The following is a 17,868-nucleotide window of genomic DNA, read 5'->3' as shown; positions in this document are numbered from 1 at the left end:
CCGAAGGCAGGACTCACGAGGTTAGCGGATTAGGCGCCGTTTTCTTCCCTTCCTCGGCCACACGCCAGCAATACCAGGCCAGCGTCGAGCGATGGGGGGCGAAACGTTCCGTCTCCTCTTTCAGCGCTTTCGGTTTGGGAGGCAGGTCCATTTTCCGGATCCGTCTCCATCCCTCCCGCACACCAAAATCATCGACCGGCATCACATCGGGCCGGTTGAGCGTGAACATCAGGAGCATCTCGACCGTCCATCGCCCGATGCCCCGCAGGGTGACGAGACGCGCGATCAGCTCTTCATCCGTCATGTCGGAGGCCTCGGCGCGACTGGGGACGAGACCATCCAGGCGGCCCTGCGCGAGGCCTTTCATGGCCAAAAGCTTGTTTCCGGAAAGACCGCAGGCCCGCAGGCTTTCTTCGGAGAGGGACAGAATCCGTTCTGGCGACGGGGGCGGTCCGTCAACGCTCTCCTGCGCGCCAAGAAGACACAGGCGACCGAATATTTTCCGCGCCGCCGCGCCATGCAGCTGCTGGCCGGCAATGGCCCGCAGAAGGGCATCATAGGGTTCCTGCCCGTTATCACCACGCAGCGTGCATGGCCCGATACGGGCGATAACGGCTGCAAGATCGGGATCCGCACCCAGAAACAGCGTGGTAGAATCAGCCATCAGGAGCATGCCTTTCCGGAAGTTAAGGTTCGCGTGACTCTTTGTGTCTTTCTTGGGTCTCGCATTACTGCCATGATACGCCAATACAGACGCCCACCCCCAGCCCCGGATAACCAGCCTGCCGGATGACAACCCCGACCGCCCTGGTGCAAAAGGTCTGGCGATGATGCGACGCCACCTTCTCTTCGCCGACCGGCTGTTTTCTGCCAGGTCATTTCCAGACGGGCTGTGCCGCGTATGAGCGGAACGGTTACCGTCACGTCTGGAAAGCCGCAGAAGCGCGAACCCCAGCTCTTCGCCCCCTCGGCGCGGACCGCATCCGCACGCCCGCAGCACGCCCCCGCCGGAACCCGGGAGCGACTGAGGGATTACGTTCCGCCATCGGTTCCGGTGCGGCCGGTCCTGACGCCGATGATGCGGCCACAGACCATCGTCGAAAATGGGCCGACGGTTCCGTTCATTTTCTCGGCGGGGCTGCACGCGGCCGTTCTGGCGCTCCTTCTGATGCAGCATCACGGCATGCATGGCTCGCCTGCCGGGCAGGAACAGCCGCAGGTCGAAATGGTCTTCGATACGCCGCCATCGAAAAGCAGCATGCGCGGTCCCCGGGCGCGGGACGAGGGCGGCGCTCCGCCTCCCCCTTCCGCCCAGAGCCCGGAAGAAACACAGGAAAACCAGCAGCAGCCCCAGAAGGAACAGTCCACTCCCACACCGGCCGTCCCGACCCCCGAGACGCCCTCCGCACCTGACGTCCCACAGGAACCCTCGGCCGAACTGCCCAAGACAGCGCCGACCCCGGCCCCCGTCACCCCGGGTACGGCCCCGAGCCAGCGCAGCCAGCAGACATCCCCACATGCCCATCGCTCGCAGCGTTCCGTCCGCTCCGACCGGAACAACCCCTTCGCGCATCCAATGGATCTGTCGTTCGGCGAGCAGCCCTCGCCCTATCGCCGCCGTCGTGGGCGTGCGTCCGGTTCCGGCGGCCCGATCGACATGTCCTTGGGACCGCTCAGCATGAACGGCGCCATCAACGCGCCGTATCAGACCCGCACGAGCGTCAAGGGCGTCAGCGAGGATTACGGCGGGGAAATCGACCGCTGGATCCGGGCTCACATGTACTATCCGGAAGAGGCTGCCCGCGCTGGCGAGGATGGTCCGTCCTCGGTGCATGTGGTTCTGGACCGTTCGGGCCATGTGAAGTCCGTCCGGCTGATGAGCCAGTCCGGCTCGTACTCGCTGGATGCCGCGACGACCGGCATGTTCCAGGGCGCGCATCTGCCGCCAGTGCCGCCGGACATGAAGGGCGACCATTTCGACATCGACGTGACGATCAACTACATCCTGATCCGCCGGTAAGGAGGGCGCACGGCTTCGACAACGGAGCCGCAATCCCATACAGTCCACCGGGTCACTGTCCTGTTACCGGAGCCCCGATGCGTCGCCTCTGTCCTGTCCTGCTCCCTCTCTGCTTTCCCCTTGTTCTGGGGGGATGCTTCAGCCTTTCGCGGCCGTTCGCCGATCCGGGGCAGCAGGCCAGATATCTGACGGCGGCCAATCTGCCTCCGGCCCGGCTGGCCGTTCCAACGCCCACGGATTCCCTGCTGTCTGACGATGCCGCCGCCCTCTGGGCCCATGACATGGCGCAGGCGATGGTCGGCCAGTCCGTCCCGGCCATCGCCCAGCCTCGCAAGAAGGGGGACTGGTGGCTGAAAATGAGCGCGGCCACACGGAGCGGCGCCGTCGTGCCCCATTACGTCATCATGACACCGGAAGGAAAAATCCGGGCGGAAACGGATGGTCCTGCCGTGGATATGGCGGGATGGAGCGCTGGCGACAGGCTGGCACTTCAGGGCGCCGCCGTTCAGGAGGCCCCCCAGCTGGCGAACCTGCTGACGGGCATTCAGGCCAACATGATGCAGCAGGACCCGCACAGTCTCATGAACCGGCCGGCAAAGATCTGCTTCAAAGGTGTCACCGGCGCCCCCGGAGACGGAAACATCGCCCTGGCCCGCGCCTTCTATGCGGCGCTGCCGGACAAGACCAACACGGTGACAACGGCCGAAAAGGGCGCGGATTTCATCGTCCGCGGCACGGTCGATCTCAAAACGGGCGCGCCAGGCAGTACCGGACATGCCGTCGATCATATCGAGATCGTCTGGCATGTCCTGACACCGGATGGAAAGGAAGCCGGCGCCGCGACCCAGCTTCACGACATCGCACCCCATTCGCTGGACGGAGCCTGGGGCGATACCGCCGACATGGCCGCCGACGAAGCCGCACAGGGCGTACGCACCATCGTCACCAACTATTCAGGCCGTAACCACGCCCCCCTCCCGGAGACAAAGCCCGCACCGAAAAAAGCGGCCTGAGACTGGCAGAAACAGATTTCTGTCCGCAAAATGTAACTCTTGGTATCGTTAAGTAATATTTCTTGTTATGGGACTCCGACCTTTTACCGGAGTTCCTGATGCGTCCCTCATGCCATCTACTGCTGTCCAGTCTAGCCCTTTGCGCCGCCTGTGTACCTGTCATGTCCGCCTTTGCGGACCCGGCACCGGTCATCGCCGTAAACCGTGAGATCGGCCTTTCGATGACAGGCACGTTCCGTAACAGCGTCAGCGGTTACAATACCCGCATGACGGAGCAGGGCACATCCGGCCGTTCCGGCTTCACCGAGGAATCCGCAAGCTCTTCGCGGTACCGCACCATTGGCTGGACCCCAGGATTTCAGGTTGATGCATCGGTCATGTTCAATGCTTTCGGAATGGAGAACCTTTACGGTGCCCTGCATTTCTCACTTGAAGATGGCCAGAGAAACTACAAGTCACGCTATCGCGCTTATTCCAACCTTTCTGCTCCGTATGGATTCTCGGCCGGTGGAAACGACAGCTCCAACGGCACCGACAATCGTGGAGAAATCGGCAAAGGTTTCCTTCTGCTCTCCAACAGTTTTCTCCTGACGCCCTTCATCCAGGGCGGGTATACCACCAGTGGCAGTGACGGCGATTTCGGATATGGATACGGACTTTATTTTGCCGGCGCAGGGTTGAAGGCCGATTATGCTCTCACATCCCGCCTCGTCCTTCGTGGACGCTTCGGATGGGCTGAGGTCCTAAATTCCGGCATCTCGTATAACAAACAGCCCCGCCCCCTTTGGGAAGGTGGTCTTGGCGTGGATTACCGCATGACCCGACGGCTTCATCTGACGGCAGGTGGCGACTATTCGTATATTTCCTATGGCCGCAACCGGAATGCCGAAACCAGCATGGGATTAGAGCATTCCTATTCCTATTCAGACGTTTCCAGCGGCCTGACAAACGGTCTGAAGCTGCATGCCGGACTGGCTTGGCAGTTCTGAGACCATCAGAGGAAGTGTACCCGGTCGGCACGTCATGCAGACGCCGACCGACAGGTACGCATAAAGAATAAATCTGGATGGATGACAGGGCGGCCCTGCACTGTTAGAAGGCCAGCAACTTCCCTGTCGGACACCGGACGAGGCCGTTTTTTATGAAGATCGTAGCCTGCAACAGTAACCTGCCGCTGGCCCGTGCGGTCGCCCATGAACTGCGGATGCCGCTGTGCAAGACCGTGGTGAAACGCTTCGCCGATGGCGAGGTGTTCGTCGAGATTCAGGAAAACGTCCGCGGGGAGGATGTCTTCGTCGTGCAGAGCACCTGCATGCCGACGAACGACCATCTCATGGAACTGCTGGTCATGCTGGACGCGCTGCGCCGCGGGTCAGCCAGGCGTGTCACGGCTGTCATGCCATATTTCGGCTATGCCCGGCAGGATCGCAAATCCGGCCCCCGCACTCCGATCAGCGCCAAGCTGGTGGCGAACCTGCTGACCGAAGCTGGCGCAAACCGCATCCTGACGATGGATCTGCACGCCATGCAGATTCAGGGCTTTTTCGACATCCCGACCGACAATCTCTATGCCGCGCCGCTCTTCGTGCGTGACCTGAAGACCCGCCTTCCGGACCGCGAACTCATCATCGTTTCGCCAGACGTCGGCGGTGTGGTCCGTGCCCGTCAGCTCGCGCAGCGTCTGAACGTGGATCTCGCGATCATCGACAAACGTCGCGAACGCGCTGGTGTCTCGGAAGTCATGAACGTCATCGGTGATGTCGCCGGCCGCTACTGCGTGCTGGTGGACGACATCATCGACAGTGGCGGATCGCTGTGCAACGCCGCCAACGCCCTCATGAGCCGTGGCGCGGAAGGCGTTGAGGCCTATGTTACTCACGGCGTTCTGACTGGCAATGCTTGCCAGCGCGTGAAAGACAGTCCGCTGAACATGCTGACGCTGACTGACAGTATTCCGGCAACCGAGGCTCTTCTTGAAACCCCGAACATCCGTCAGATCACCACAGCCAACCTGCTGGCCCGGGCGATGAGCGCCGTTGCCGATGAAAGCTCGGTCTCTTCTCTCTTTGACTGATTTTTCATCGGCCCGCTTCACGGTCCAGCCTTCGTGAACGGACTTTCCCATGTCGCAGATTGCCCCCAAGCCCTACTGGTATCTTCGTCACGGTGAGACAGACTGGAACCGTCAGGGACTGGCACAGGGGCGGACCGATATTCCGCTCAATGAAACCGGCCGACAACAGGCCCTGCAGGCTGGGAGGGTTCTCGCCAGCCTTTTCGACAACGGGCAAAGACCTTTCGCCCGTATCGTGTCCTCTCCTCTGACACGCGCTTTCGTCACGGCAGAAACTGTTCAGAAAACAATTCAGGACTACACAGGTCTCACCCTCCCTCTGCATGTGGATGATAATTTACAGGAAGTCTGCTTCGGAATTCAGGAAGGCACCCCCATGGGGGACTGGTACAGACCATGGATTGAAGACGGGCTTACCCCCGAAGATGCCGAAAGCTTTGGAGCCTTGACGGACAGAGCCCGCCTGGCCGTGAATGCTGCACTGGCAAACTCCGATATTCCCCTGATTGTTGCGCATGGTGCCCTGTTCAGGGGGCTGCGACATGCGATGAACCTTCCGGTCGACATACGCCTTCCCAATGCCGTTCCAGTCGCGTTGAAATTCACGCAAACAGGTTGGCAGACCGAGATGCTGGATCCATCAGTCTCCGTGGCAAACTGCATGCCCTCACATTCCAAAGACCCTCTTGAATATAAAAGTAAACAATGATCTTATGTAGTCTATTCTAGAGGAGAATAATGGAATGGAATTCTTCCATTTAAAAACCTTTCATGGAACCACTCTATTTTTCTGCTCCGAAGAGCGTACCTTAAAACATTCAACCGAAAAGCAGGCGTCCTATATTGACGTCGTTATTGCCCAATCCGCCGAAAATCCAGCTTTCTTCATTATTGCACCCATCAATATCGGGGAGGACGTGGAAAGAATTCGTCCTGAAGAAAACGTCCTCTTCAAGGACAGGTTTTTCGTCTTTGAAACCGGATTCCAGAACAATAACCAGTTATCCCTTCTTTCTCTTGAAGAAAAAAAGTTTTTTTCAGCAGATCCTTTTGGAAATCTTGCCTTCAATCGAGACGAAAGCCGGGAGTGGGAAGTTTTTTCTCTATTCCCGTATCAGACTGCGTTAGAAGAAAAATCCGCAAAAATATTTGGCGATATAAATAATTTTATCTTAAATAAAAATAATATTGAAAAAACAATTCACGAAATAAGCCTATCGAATAAAAATATCCGGGTCGAACTTTTTAACCTGTTTGCCCGATCCCTGAACACAACACGCCGCAGAATTTTTTCCAAAATCCTCACAACTGCCTTCCTGAACCTCCCCGACGAGAATTATTTCAATATCCTTGAAATAATCAACCATATCCCTCACGCAGAATGGGTCCACAGGGCACTCCTGGAACTGGCACAATGGAATGTGCGTAGAAACAGTCGTTCCATCAGAAAAGCCGCAGGCGAATATGATTTCCTGGGATATGGACATATCAGGGATCGCGGAAACGGAATTTACTGGGGATCTGTAATCCTTGGCATCGCCCGGGAAGCCATTGAAAGCCGAAAGGACATTGCTCTACTGGCAACAGCCCGGGATGAAGGGATTTACTTTCTGGAATGGATAGCACACCACCGCGTCATCGGAATAAAAGATTTCTTTATTTATACCAATGACAATACGGATGGTTCTGATGCCCTCCTGAAAGTTCTTGCGGAAAATGGGGAAATTACCTGGATCAACAATACCGGGAATCATATTCCTGGCATCAATATGCAGTACAAAGCCTATAATCATGCTTTGACAACGCTTCCTGAAATTCTTGATTTCCGCTGGTGCGCGGTTGTCGATATCGACGAAGCCATTCTTCCATCACAAGGAAGTAAAAATAGCATAATTCCTATTATTTCTGCCCGAGACGAGCAGGGCGTAGACTGCTTTTCTCTGAACTGGAGAGTGTATTATCCCAACAACCATTTGACATGGTCAAACGGGTTGTCTGCAGAACGCTTCATAGAAGGCGACAAACATCCTCTTGTTAAGTCCATTTTTAAAACGAATCTGTTCAACTATTCCTACGCACACCACCCGGAATGCTCATACACTGGAAGAATATATGCGACCGTAGATGGAAATATTTATTCCCAGAATCAGACGACAAATGAAGATTTGAATTTTACGCAAACCCCGACGGAATGGGCTCATGTCTGTCACTACCACCTGCGCTCCTTCGAAGAATATATCTGGAAATTTTCTCGTGGAGAGAATGACGGCAAAGGGGTCATTAAAAATAAACATTTCAGATACAATAACCCTGCCATTTTCGATCTATTCGCGCAGACTTTTAAAGTGGAAGGAAAATCCACTGTTTCCCGACTATCTGAAGACATACATACCGAAATGCGTCGTCTTATAGAAATTCCTGGCGTCTCAGAAGCGATGCAGGACATTATTTCAAAATATCACACAGCATCTGCAGTTTTTGTTGAAGAAAGTCTTCAGAGCATGTCGGTTGATGACCGAATTGACTCGAACACCAAGCAGACATGGGAAAATTTATGTTCGTCATGGAGACAGGAAAGACTGCAAAAGGGAACTACTACTTAAAAACATTACACCCTACGTCTTATTCGAAACCGTGCTGCACTGATATTGACTCCATACTCCCTCATCCTTCCCGTAGATTTTCAGATGGGGGTTATACGGTCGAACCTTAGAAATTTGGACCATTAAGAACATCCAGTTTTCCTGGTTTCGATCAGCCCCAGTTCTTTGGAGAAAAGCCTCCATAGGGAACCAGGGATCCGGCCCTGCAAATAAGAGCAGTCTTTCAGGCTTCCCTCTTGTGAAGGTTTGCATGGCCGGTTAGGGCTTGAAGTAATTTGATTTACAAGCGGAATATCCTCATGTCCTCTCTGCGTCTTCTGGCCGCCCTGACGGCTTTCAGCGGTCTGGTCTCTCCCGCGCTTGCCCAGACCCAGCCTATGCCGCTGCCCATGCCGGCCCCCGTTCCCGAACCGCAGGACCGTCCCTTCCCGGGCAGCCTGACGGTTTCGGTCGATGCGACGGATACGGTCCATCATGTCATGTCCATCCATGAGACGGTTCCGGTGCCAAAAGAGGCGCAGCAGAAGGGTGAGATGGTCCTTCTGTATCCGATGTGGATCCCCGGAGACCATTCCCCGACGGGCGTCATCGAACAGTTCGCCAGCCTCCGTGTGCAGAGCGGTGGCCGCACACTGAACTGGAAGCGCGATACAGTTAACGTCGCCGCCTTCCACATCCCGGTCTCCAGCAGCACGCCGAGCCTGGATCTGCATTTCCAGCTTATGACGCCAATCGCACCGGGTATGGGCCGGATCGTCATGACCCCGTCCATCGTCAACGTGCAGTGGGATCAGGTCTCGCTCTACCCGGCAGGGTATTTCACCCGCGACATTACGGTGCAGCCCTCCGTGCGCGTGCCGCATGGCTGGCAGATCGGCTCGGCTCTCCGTGCCGGTACCTATGGTGACGAGACGCATTTCAGCGCCACGACCTTCAATACGCTCGTGGACTCTCCGATCTATGCCGGGCGTTATTTCCGCAAGTTCGACCTGACCGGACCAGACCATGTTCCGGTCTCGCTGGATGTCGTGGCGGATGATCCGGACTCACTGGACGCCACGCCGCAGCAGGTTGCCGCGCATCAGAACCTCGTGCGTCAGGCAACGTCGCTGTTTGGCTCGCACCACTACGACCATTACGACTTCCTGCTGGCCCTGACGGAAGAGCTTGGCGGCATCGGCCTTGAGCATCACCAGTCCAGCGAGAACAGCGCGGCCCCGGGCTATTTCACGGAATGGGACAAAACGTTCCCCACACGTGATCTGCTGGCCCATGAATATACCCATTCCTGGAACGGCAAATATCGCCGTCCGGCCGATATGTGGGCGCCGAATTTCAACACGCCGCAGCGTGGCTCGCTGCTCTGGGTGTATGAAGGACAGACGCAGTACTGGGGCAATGTCCTCGCTGCACGTTCGGGCCTCGTGACGAAGGATCAGGGTTTCGAAGCCCTGGCCTATATGGCAGCCTCCTATGACAACCAGACGGGCCGTCAGTGGCGTCCTCTGGAAGACACGACGAACGATCCGGTCATCGCCCAGCGCGCGCCGCTCTCATGGCGCGACTGGCAGCGTTCGGAAGACTATTACGTCGAAGGTCAGCTCGTCTGGCTGGATGCCGATGCGCTGATCCGCAAGCTGTCGGACGGTCACAAGTCGCTGGACGATTTTGCCAGAGCGTTCTTCGGCACAAACAACGGCAGCTTCGTCGTCAGCCCCTATCAGTTCGACGATGTGGTCGCGACGCTCAACAGCGTGCAGCCGTATGACTGGGCCAGGTTCCTGCATGACCGTCTGGACACGATCCAGCCCCATGCGCCGCTCAACGGCCTGACCAATGGCGGGTACAAGCTGGTCTATACGTCCAAGCCGACCTCCTTCATCAAGGCCAGTGAAGCCGCGCGCCACACCACGGACCTGTCGTTCTCTCTCGGCCTGAGCGTGAACGGCGCCGGACATGTGGGACGTGAGCACTGGATGAGCCCAGCCTTCAAGGCGGGCGTGGTTCCGGGCATGACGATCCTGGCCGTCAACGACATGAGCTTCACGCCGCAGCGTCTGCTTCATGCCGTCACGGATGCCCAGAAGGACCCGAAGCAGGACATCCGCCTGATCGTGAAGTCCGGCGACCATGTCAGCACGGTCTCCATCCCCTATCACGATGGCCTGCGTTACCCGCATCTGGAGCGCATCGAAGGCACGCCGGATCGCCTGAGCGCGATTTACGCACCGCGTCCGTAAAGGCGTATCGGGCTGATCTGATCCGGTGGAAGGTCAGGTCAGCCTGTCAGGGGCTCTGCCCCAGACCCCGCAAAGGAACTCAGTCCCTTTGATCCCGATTCCTAACAAGCAGGTTTCCAAAGGCCCCCGGCCTTTGGCGGGTTTCAGGGCAGAGCCCTGAGCCTCACCAAGGCAGCAGCGACTTCCCGAGAGCCTTCTGTGCCGCCGGTGTCATGCCCATATCATTGCGGTTCCACCAGCCACCACCCAGAGCCTGAAACAGCCCCACGCTGTCGGAGAAACGTGCGCCCTCGGCCTGCACATAGGCCAGACGGGCCTGCGCATTGGTCTGCTGGGCCTGAAGCATGGCCAGTTCGCTGACATCACCAAGCCGAAGCTGACCCTGAGCGATTTTCAGGCTCTGCGACGTGGCCTTCAGCGTATTCTCATTGGCCGTCAGGGCATCGGCGTCAAAGGTCACGGCATGCAGACTGTCCGCCACGTCCTGAATCGCAGACAGAACCGTGGCCTTGTAGGTCTCGTTGGCCTGAAGCAGGTTATCGCGTGCCTGACGCTCGGCATGCAGGAGCGAACCACCCTGGAAGATCGGCTGCATGACGGTCGCGGCGATCGTCCAGTTGCCATAGCCGGGCTTGAAGAAGTCACTCATCACCCCGACCGCCTGCGCAGGCGTGGCGCTGAGCTGGACGTTCGGCAGACGGTTGGCGATGGCCACGCCAATCTGCGCGCTGGCAGACTGGATCTGCGCCTGCGCGGCGCGGATATCGGGTCTCTGGTTCAGCAGGTCGGAAGGCAGCGAGACCGGAAGTGTCTTTGGCAGAGTGAACTGCTCAAGCCGGAACTCAGGCAGCGGCGAATTGGGCGTCACGCCAACCAGAACAGCCATCTGGTCCCGCGTCTGGGCCAGTTGCAGCTCAAGGCCCGGCAGCGTCGCCTCAAGCTGGGCCACGGATGCCAGCTGCTGGGCCATGTCCTGCCGCGACGCATTGCCGAGGCTCTGCTCGGCCGTCACGGTCTTCAGCACGGCGCGCTGGCTGCGGATGAGCTCGTTCGTGGCATCGATCTCGGCGCGGATCGTAGCTTCCTCGATCGTCGCGTTCACGAGATCGGAAATCATGGTCAGCGCGGTGGCTTCAAGCTGGAATTTCTGCAGATCCGCCTGTGCACCCGCCGCCTCGATCGCCCTGCGCGTGCCCCCCCACAGATCCGGCACATAGCCGATGTTCAGCTGCGCGGTATGAACGTTGTACAGCCAGACATTGGCATTCGGGATCGGCGAGTAGACGCGCGATGTCTTGTTGCGTGTCGGATTGAAGGAGCCGGAGAGCGTCGGATACAGCCCCGCACCTTCGATCCGGCGCTGCTCCCAGGCTGATTTCAGCCCCTGCTGCATGGCGCGCAGGGACTGATTGTTTGCCAGCGCCTGATCGACGAGCGCATTCAGGGACGGATTGCCGAACACCGTCCACCACTGGCCCGGAATATCCAGCCCCGCCCGGAACTGCTGCTGCACGGTCGCACCAACCACACCATGCCCGGCCGTGGCTGTCAGGGGCGCACCCTGATAGGCCATGTTCTTCGGCAGGTCCGGGCGATGGAAATCCGGACCGACCGCACAGGCGGAAAGTGCGGTCAGGGCCAGCAGGACCGCAGCCCGGCGGAAAGAAACAGAGCGCAGCATCATGATCCGGCTCCCTCTGCGGCAGGTTTCGGACGCTTCTTCGCATCGCGGCGTTCAACCCACATTTCAAGCTCGCTGAAATAGACCGGCAGGGCGAACAGCGTCAGCAGCGTGGCAATGCCCAGACCGCCCACCACGACCGTCGCCAGACCGCGCTGCACATCCGTGCCCACGCCCGTGGCAAGGGCTGCGGGGAACATACCCGCCGTCGCGACCGTGGCGGTCATGAGGACCGGGCGAAAGCGCTCGGCCGCACCGGTGATGGTCGCATCGCGCACGCCCAGACCTTCCACCCGGTGGCGGTTGATGCTGGCGATCATGATGATGCCGTTCTGCACCGCCACACCGAACAGCGCGATGAAGCCGACAGCGGTCGCGATATTCAGCGTCTCACCGCGAACATGCAGCGCGATCAGGCCACCCAGTGTTGCCAGCGGCACGACACTGAGGATCAGCAGAGCCTGACGGATCTTGCGGAACTCCGCGAACAGCAGCACCAGCATGACGGCGAACATCACCCCCAGCGCAATCATCAGGCGTTTCTGGGCCCGTTCTTCCTGCTGAAAGGAGCCGGCCCATTCGAGCGTGTACTTTTCCTTGTCGTAATGCAGCTGCTGGTCGATGCGGCCCTGCGCGTCCGCCAGATACTGCGAGAGCGGCCGTTTGCCGTTGTCCACGCGAATGGTGATCTGGCGATGGCTCATCTCATGGGCGATGTTGCTCTCGCCCATGTGCAGCCCGACATGCGCCACCTGGGACAGCGGGATATAGGCCCCTTCGGCATCCAGAAGCGGAATCTGAGACAGGGCCTGCATGTCCTGCAGATCCTTGCGACGGATATGCAGCGTCGCATTGTAGAAGCGGTCATCCACATAGACGGTCGTGATGGGCGCATCACCGATGGCATTCGACACGACGTCGGAGATATCCGAAATGTTGATGCCGTAACGGGCCGCGGCCAGACGGTCGGCCACCACGTCGATCTGCGGGATGCGCGGCTCCTGGAAGATCGACGCTTCGGCCGTTCCGGGAACCTGGTGGAGAATGTCCACGATCTGCTGGCCGATGCGGCGCAGTTCCTGAAAATCATTGCCATAGACGCGCAGAACGAGCGGGCTGTGCGCACCGCCGACCAGATCACTCATATTGTCCTGGATCGGCTGGCTGATGCCGAAATCGATCCCCGGGATCCTGGACAGGCGGGCGCGCAGACGCTCGACGAACTGCGACTTCGTCTCGCCGGACGGCCACTGGTCATACGGCTTGAGCCCGACTGGCATCTCGATATGCGAAGGGGTCCACGGATCGGTGCCGTCATCCGAACGGCCAAGCTGCGTGATGGCGTAGGACGTCTCGGGGAACTCGCGGATCGCATGCCGCAGTTCGTTGGCGATGGACTCGCCCTTTTCCAGCGAAATCCCCGTCGGCATCTGGACCTGAAGCCAGAGCGATCCCTCATCCAGATCCGGCAGGAACTCACGTCCGATCGTCGCACCCAGAATCACGACCGCCACCATGGCCGCAATACCGGCGCCATAGGCGATCAGCGGACGGTCAATGAAATGGCCGAGCCAGTGCGTGTAACGCGCATGCAGCCATTCCAGCGGACGGTTGTGCCAGATGTGTCTGGGCTTGTGCAGGGCCAGATAGGTCAGGGACGGAATGAGCGTCAGGGCGCAGAGCAGCGCACCGAGCAGCGCGAAGCTGACGGTATAGGCCATCGGGCGGAAAAGCTTGCCCTCGCTGCCCTCGAAGGCGAAGAGCGGGCTGTAGGCCACGATGATGACGAGCGTGGACGAGAAGATCGCCCGCCCCGCGCGCTGGGCGACAGGCAGGACTTCGGACGGAACGAGCGCCTCGGTTGGGCGCTCCTCGCGGATGCGGAGGATCGTCTCGGTGATGACAATCGCGCCATCCACGATCACGCCAAAATCGATGGCCCCGAGCGAAAACAGGTTCGCCGACATCCCGAAGCTGTGCATCAGCACGAACACGACCGACAGCGCGAGCGGGATCGTCACGGCGGTGACAATGGCACTGCGGGGGCTGCCGAGGAACAGGGTCAGGATCACGCCGACGAGGAGAATGCCCTCGATCATCGTTTCCGTGACCTTGTGGGTCGTGGACAGGACGAGATGGTCACGGTCCATATACGGCACGATGCGGACATGGCTCGGGGCGAGCTGCTGCTGGAGCTTGGCCACCGTGCTGTGAAGGCCATCGAGCACGAGCGAGGGGTTTTCCCCGCTCAGCATCGTCACCACGCCTTCGATGGTGTCCGGATTCTTGTCCTTGCCCAGAATGCCCTGACGGACCTGATGGCCGAACTGGACCTGTCCCAGATCCTTGACGAAGACCGGCACGCCGCCATGGCTGGCGACGACGATATTGCCCATGTCGTCCAGCGTATGGATCATGCCGATCCCGCGGACGATGTAGGACTGCTCACCCCGGCTGACGCGGCCGCCACCGGCGTTGACGTTGCTGTTGCGAATGGCGGTCAGCACGTCCTCAAGGCCAACGTGGTAACGGATCAGGGAGGCCGGATCGAGAACGAGCTGGTACTCGCGCGTCAGGCCGCCGAAATTGTCCACACTGACGACGCCGGGCACATGCTGGATCGCCGGGATGATGGTCCAGCGCTGGAGGTCGGACAGCTCCAGCAGGTTCTTGTCGTCGGATTCCAGCGTGTAGCGATAGATCTCGCCGCTCGGGCCCGAGATCGGGCCGAGCGACGGCATGGCGCCATTGCTCAGCGGATTATTGGCAAGCTGCGTCTCGACGAGCTGACGGGCCGCGTAAACATTCGTGCCTTCACGGAAGATCAGCGTGATCAGCGACAGGCCGAACGTGCTGGTGGAGCGGCTGTCCGTCACGCCCGGAACGCTGGCCAGCGTCCGCTCGAGCGGGATTGTGACCTGCTGCTCCATTTCCTCGGCAGCCAGACCTTCCTGCTGCGTCGTGATCGAGACACTGACCGCACCCAGATCCGGATAGGCTTCGACCGGCAGGATCTTCCAGGAAAGACCGCCGAGAAGCGCCAGGATCAGGGCGGAAAAGAAAACGATGTTCCGGTGGTTGAAGCACCAGGAGATGAAACGTTCGATCATCAGCTCAGGGCCACCGGATCAGTCATCATTCAGAAGAATGGCACCGCTCGTCACGACGCGTTCACCGGCGGAAAGCCCCTTGAGCACACGGACGCTATCGCCCTCGTCATAGCTGATGACGATGTCGCGCCGCTGGAATGTCCGCGGTGCGACTTCGACGAAAACGGACACCTGATCGTTGTTCATCAGGAGTGCTGTCTTGGGGATGATGACGTCACTGCCCTGAGGGACATTCAGCGTCGCATCCACGAACATGCCCGGGCGCAGGGCGCCATCGGTGTTCGGGCAGGCGATATAGGCGTTGACCCGGCGCGTATCGGGATGAAGCGCAGGATCGAAGCTGACGACACGGCCAGAGCAGGTCCGCCCCGGGAATTCATCGAAGCTGACCGAGAGCACATTGCCGTCGCTGATCTGCGCCAGACTGTCCTGCGGGATGGCGGCGGCAATCCAGACTTCCGACAGGTCCAGAACCGTCATCTGAATTGCGGTCGGGTCGGTGATGTTCTCGCCCGGCGCCATGGTCGTCATGGACACGACGCCGTCCACCGGAGAGACGAGCGGGGCCTGTCCCTGGGACGAATAGCCCGGACGTGCGCCCAGAACCTGAAGCCTGCGCTGTGTCCGCTCGGCTTCCGCCTGCGCCTGAGCCAGATCGTTGCGCGCGGATTCCAGATCCTTGACGGCATTGCCGCCGATCGCCTGAACGCCCTGGGTGCGGGCATAGGCCCGGCGGGCGAAATCGAGGGCCGCGCGGGCCCGGGTATCGTCAGCCCAGGCCTGATCCAGATCGCCGGCGGCAATCGTGGCAAGAACCTGTCCGCGATGGACCTTCTGGCCCAGTTGGACCGAGACACCCGTGATCCGCCCGGTGACGGGCGCGTAGACATTCACCTGCCGGTCGGGTTCCGTCATGACCTGTGCGGGAAGCGCGAGACCATGACCGCGAGAAACGCTGGCAACCTCCTGGATAATCAGGCGTTTTTCAAGCGGGCTGCCCTCGCGCACGACCAGATGCCCCTGCGACTGCGTCACCATGGGGGACTCGACCGCTGCAACGGGTGAATGCGGGGTTCGGAACCGCAGGACGACGACGAGAAGAATGGCCAGGCATAGCAGGCCTATGGCCAGCGCGCCGACGCGTGAAACGCGCATGCTGATAGAAAACCCCGTAACTCTGTCAGGACAGACGTCCCGTTTCGTCCGAAACGTCTGGAAAATGCTATATCTGCCATCAGTCGGACGTTTTCATGGCAGACGGTCTTACCATGCCCATGGCAGGACGCCAGATGTCCCATAAGGAAACGAAGGGACTTTTGCACTTCCCGAATGATCGCATTGCAAAAGTTTTATGAGATTGCCACAAAAATGAAAAAAAGCGGCCCTTCCGGGGAAGGGCCGCTTTTCTCAAGATCCGGATCCTGATCGAAAAATCAGAAGCGGTATTCGATACCGGCGCCGACGACGGTCGGGTCAAGGGAATCATGCGCCGTGATCTTCGTCGTCTCGGCACTGTCCTGGGCCCAGGCGTGGACACGCATGAACATCTGCTTCACATCGAAGTTGAAGAACCAGTTGCCGACGACCTGATAGTCGAAGCCGACATTGACGGACGGGCCACCGGTCACACCGATGTTCACCTTCTGCGTCAGGCCGTTATTGGCCGGAGAGATGTTGTGGAACCATGCCAGCGTTGCGCCAACACCCACATACGGGTTGAAGCGCTTGTGCGGGCGGAAGTGCCAGGCGAACGTGACCGTCGGCGGCAGGACCCAGGCGCTGCCGACATCGACCTTGCCCAGACCCGGAACGCCTTCAGCGGCAATTTCGTGACGGGTGCTGGCGGCGATCAGATCAACCGACAGGTTGTCCGTGAAGAAGTATTCGAACGTCAGTTCCGGCATGACCTGACGCGTCGTCTTCACGCGGCCACCAAGGTGGGCGCCGTTCAGGGACAGGCTGCTGTCACGATCTTCCGGCAGGACGCCGAGAGCAGACAGACGGACGATGAAGTCGCCCTTGCCGAGTCCGATGCGCGTGTTGGCGCAGGTCTGGAACAGGCCGCAGCGACCCGAAGCCGGAGCATGGATGTTCACGGAAGGCACCGGAGCTGCCGTCATGGGCGCGCTGACCATGACCTGAGGCGCGGCAGCGGGGGCCGTCTGGGCAAACGCCGGAGTGGCAACGGCACCGACTGCGGCAGCCAGCGCGAAAGCGTTAAATTTCATCTGGATGTTCCATCAACATTTGTTGAGCCTCACAAAGCACTCCTCCCCACCCATCACCTTGACCTGAATCAAGTCTGGTAAATTATGTGGTAGTGTGGCTGAAAGTCTTCAGGCTGAGGTCAGCACAACGCAAACGGGGTTCATCATGTCAGCGTCACATAGTCCAGAGGATGTCCATGATCGATGCGCCCATTGCGTGGGGCGGCGTCTGAGTATCTGCAACAGCATTGACGACTGTGACCTGGCCATTCTTGCCAATGAATCTTCCCGCATGACAGTCGCGGACGGCCGTTCCTTTATCGAGGAAGGTGCACCGGCCAATGATTTCTTTGTCGTGACCGGCGGGCGGGTCAAACTCTTCACCCTTCTTCCGGATGGCCGGCGTCAAATCACCGGCTTTGCGGAAGGCGGGGACTTCCTGGGACTTGCCGCCTCCACCAGCTATGCCTTCGGGGCCGAGGCTCTCGGCGGCGCCACGCTCTGCCGCTTCCCCCATGCCGGCATGCAGCGCCTGACCGAACGGTTCCCCAGCCTCGAACACCGCCTGCGCGAGGAAGCCTCCCGCGAGCTGGCCCTGATGCAGGCCCGCATGACTCTTCTGGGACGCAAGACGGCCCGTGAGCGCGTAGCCACCTTCCTGATCGAACGCTGCTCCCATCTGGACAGGCCGGACCCGTCCCACCCGATCGAACTCGATCTACCGATGCCCCGCACTGATATTGCGGATTATCTCGGACTCACTATTGAGACAGTCAGCCGGATCCTCAGCGCATTCAAAAAAGAGAAACTTATCAATATCCGAAGCATTACCCATATCACGTTACTGGCCCCCGAACGGATATCGATGATCGCCGAGGGCATGGAATAGGCCTTTTCGGAAGAGGCCACATTCCCGCCAT

The 17,868-nt window shown here is 59.4% G+C and carries 13 protein-coding genes; 8 read left to right on the top strand and 5 right to left on the bottom strand.

Translation table 11 applies throughout. From position 1 onward, the window contains the following. Positions 1-13: 13 nt before the first annotated feature. Positions 14-664, bottom strand: coding sequence for a DNA-3-methyladenine glycosylase (locus KP701_RS06615; protein ID WP_371818905.1), 651 nt, complete (start codon positions 662-664; stop codon positions 14-16). 237 nt (positions 665-901) lie between these two features. On the opposite strand from KP701_RS06615, the gene KP701_RS06610 reads away from it, so the two are divergent. The 7 genes from KP701_RS06610 to KP701_RS06580 all read left to right on the top strand — a co-directional run bounded on the left by KP701_RS06610 (position 902) and on the right by KP701_RS06580 (position 9,950). Beyond that, the gene (locus tag KP701_RS06610) at positions 902-2,020 is read left to right on the top strand and encodes an energy transducer TonB (RefSeq protein WP_215746422.1); all 1,119 of its coding nucleotides are present in this window, start codon (positions 902-904) and stop codon (positions 2,018-2,020) included. Between the two features lie 77 nt (positions 2,021-2,097). Then, positions 2,098-3,033, top strand: a complete 936-nt coding sequence (locus KP701_RS06605; protein WP_215746421.1) for a hypothetical protein — start codon at positions 2,098-2,100, stop codon at positions 3,031-3,033. Between the two features lie 98 nt (positions 3,034-3,131). Then, on the top strand, positions 3,132-4,022 hold the full coding sequence (locus KP701_RS06600) for a hypothetical protein (protein ID WP_215746420.1): 891 nt from the start codon (positions 3,132-3,134) through the stop codon (positions 4,020-4,022). Positions 4,023-4,174: 152 nt separating this feature from the next. Further along, the gene (locus tag KP701_RS06595; RefSeq protein WP_194259827.1) at positions 4,175-5,107 is read left to right on the top strand and encodes a ribose-phosphate pyrophosphokinase; all 933 of its coding nucleotides are present in this window, start codon (positions 4,175-4,177) and stop codon (positions 5,105-5,107) included. Between the two features lie 49 nt (positions 5,108-5,156). Further along, a complete protein-coding gene (locus KP701_RS06590; protein ID WP_215746419.1) occupies positions 5,157-5,816 on the top strand; it encodes a histidine phosphatase family protein in 660 nt (219 codons plus the stop codon). Between the two features lie 34 nt (positions 5,817-5,850). Beyond that, complete coding sequence (locus KP701_RS06585; protein ID WP_215746418.1) at positions 5,851-7,710, top strand: glycosyltransferase family 2 protein; 1,860 nt, start codon at positions 5,851-5,853, stop codon at positions 7,708-7,710. Between the two features lie 299 nt (positions 7,711-8,009). Beyond that, on the top strand, positions 8,010-9,950 hold the full coding sequence (locus KP701_RS06580) for a M61 family metallopeptidase (RefSeq protein ID WP_215746417.1): 1,941 nt from the start codon (positions 8,010-8,012) through the stop codon (positions 9,948-9,950). A 163-nt stretch (positions 9,951-10,113) separates the two neighbouring features. On the opposite strand, the gene KP701_RS06575 is transcribed toward KP701_RS06580, so the two are convergent. The 4 genes from KP701_RS06575 to KP701_RS06560 form a co-directional block, all read right to left on the bottom strand. Then, entirely contained in the window at positions 10,114-11,634 is a 1,521-nt protein-coding gene (locus tag KP701_RS06575) for an efflux transporter outer membrane subunit (protein WP_252345453.1), read from the bottom strand. Beyond that, positions 11,631-14,741: an efflux RND transporter permease subunit gene (locus tag KP701_RS06570; protein ID WP_215746416.1), complete on the bottom strand. Its 3,111-nt coding sequence runs from the start codon at positions 14,739-14,741 to the stop codon at positions 11,631-11,633. The genes KP701_RS06575 and KP701_RS06570 overlap by 4 nt, the downstream gene beginning before the upstream one ends. An 18-nt stretch (positions 14,742-14,759) precedes the next feature. Then, on the bottom strand, positions 14,760-15,896 hold the full coding sequence (locus KP701_RS06565) for an efflux RND transporter periplasmic adaptor subunit (RefSeq protein WP_215746415.1): 1,137 nt from the start codon (positions 15,894-15,896) through the stop codon (positions 14,760-14,762). Between the two features lie 278 nt (positions 15,897-16,174). Next, a complete protein-coding gene (locus tag KP701_RS06560; RefSeq protein ID WP_215746414.1) occupies positions 16,175-16,969 on the bottom strand; it encodes an OmpW family protein in 795 nt (264 codons plus the stop codon). A 271-nt stretch (positions 16,970-17,240) separates the two neighbouring features. Here KP701_RS06560 and KP701_RS06555 point away from each other — a divergent pair, with 271 nt between their 5' ends. Continuing rightward, complete coding sequence (locus tag KP701_RS06555) at positions 17,241-17,837, top strand: Crp/Fnr family transcriptional regulator (protein WP_041112685.1); 597 nt, start codon at positions 17,241-17,243, stop codon at positions 17,835-17,837. Positions 17,838-17,868 lie beyond the last annotated feature (31 nt).

It is taken from the genome of Gluconobacter sp. P1C6_b (assembly GCF_018811945.1).
Taxonomy (GTDB): Bacteria; Pseudomonadota; Alphaproteobacteria; order Acetobacterales; family Acetobacteraceae; genus Gluconobacter.
Note: the sequence above shows the minus strand (reverse complement) of the source record. Positions and strands in the feature narration are given on the sequence as shown.

Coding starts and splice junctions, on each gene's coding strand:
- KP701_RS06615 (WP_371818905.1), bottom strand. CDS start 664: ATGGCTGATTCTACCACGCTGTTTCTGGGTGCGGATCCCGATCTTGCA.
- KP701_RS06610 (WP_215746422.1), top strand. CDS start 902: ATGAGCGGAACGGTTACCGTCACGTCTGGAAAGCCGCAGAAGCGCGAA.
- KP701_RS06605 (WP_215746421.1), top strand. CDS start 2,098: ATGCGTCGCCTCTGTCCTGTCCTGCTCCCTCTCTGCTTTCCCCTTGTT.
- KP701_RS06600 (WP_215746420.1), top strand. CDS start 3,132: ATGCGTCCCTCATGCCATCTACTGCTGTCCAGTCTAGCCCTTTGCGCC.
- KP701_RS06595 (WP_194259827.1), top strand. CDS start 4,175: ATGAAGATCGTAGCCTGCAACAGTAACCTGCCGCTGGCCCGTGCGGTC.
- KP701_RS06590 (WP_215746419.1), top strand. CDS start 5,157: ATGTCGCAGATTGCCCCCAAGCCCTACTGGTATCTTCGTCACGGTGAG.
- KP701_RS06585 (WP_215746418.1), top strand. CDS start 5,851: ATGGAATTCTTCCATTTAAAAACCTTTCATGGAACCACTCTATTTTTC.
- KP701_RS06580 (WP_215746417.1), top strand. CDS start 8,010: ATGTCCTCTCTGCGTCTTCTGGCCGCCCTGACGGCTTTCAGCGGTCTG.
- KP701_RS06575 (WP_252345453.1), bottom strand. CDS start 11,634: ATGATGCTGCGCTCTGTTTCTTTCCGCCGGGCTGCGGTCCTGCTGGCC.
- KP701_RS06570 (WP_215746416.1), bottom strand. CDS start 14,741: ATGATCGAACGTTTCATCTCCTGGTGCTTCAACCACCGGAACATCGTT.
- KP701_RS06565 (WP_215746415.1), bottom strand. CDS start 15,896: ATGCGCGTTTCACGCGTCGGCGCGCTGGCCATAGGCCTGCTATGCCTG.
- KP701_RS06560 (WP_215746414.1), bottom strand. CDS start 16,969: ATGAAATTTAACGCTTTCGCGCTGGCTGCCGCAGTCGGTGCCGTTGCC.
- KP701_RS06555 (WP_041112685.1), top strand. CDS start 17,241: ATGACAGTCGCGGACGGCCGTTCCTTTATCGAGGAAGGTGCACCGGCC.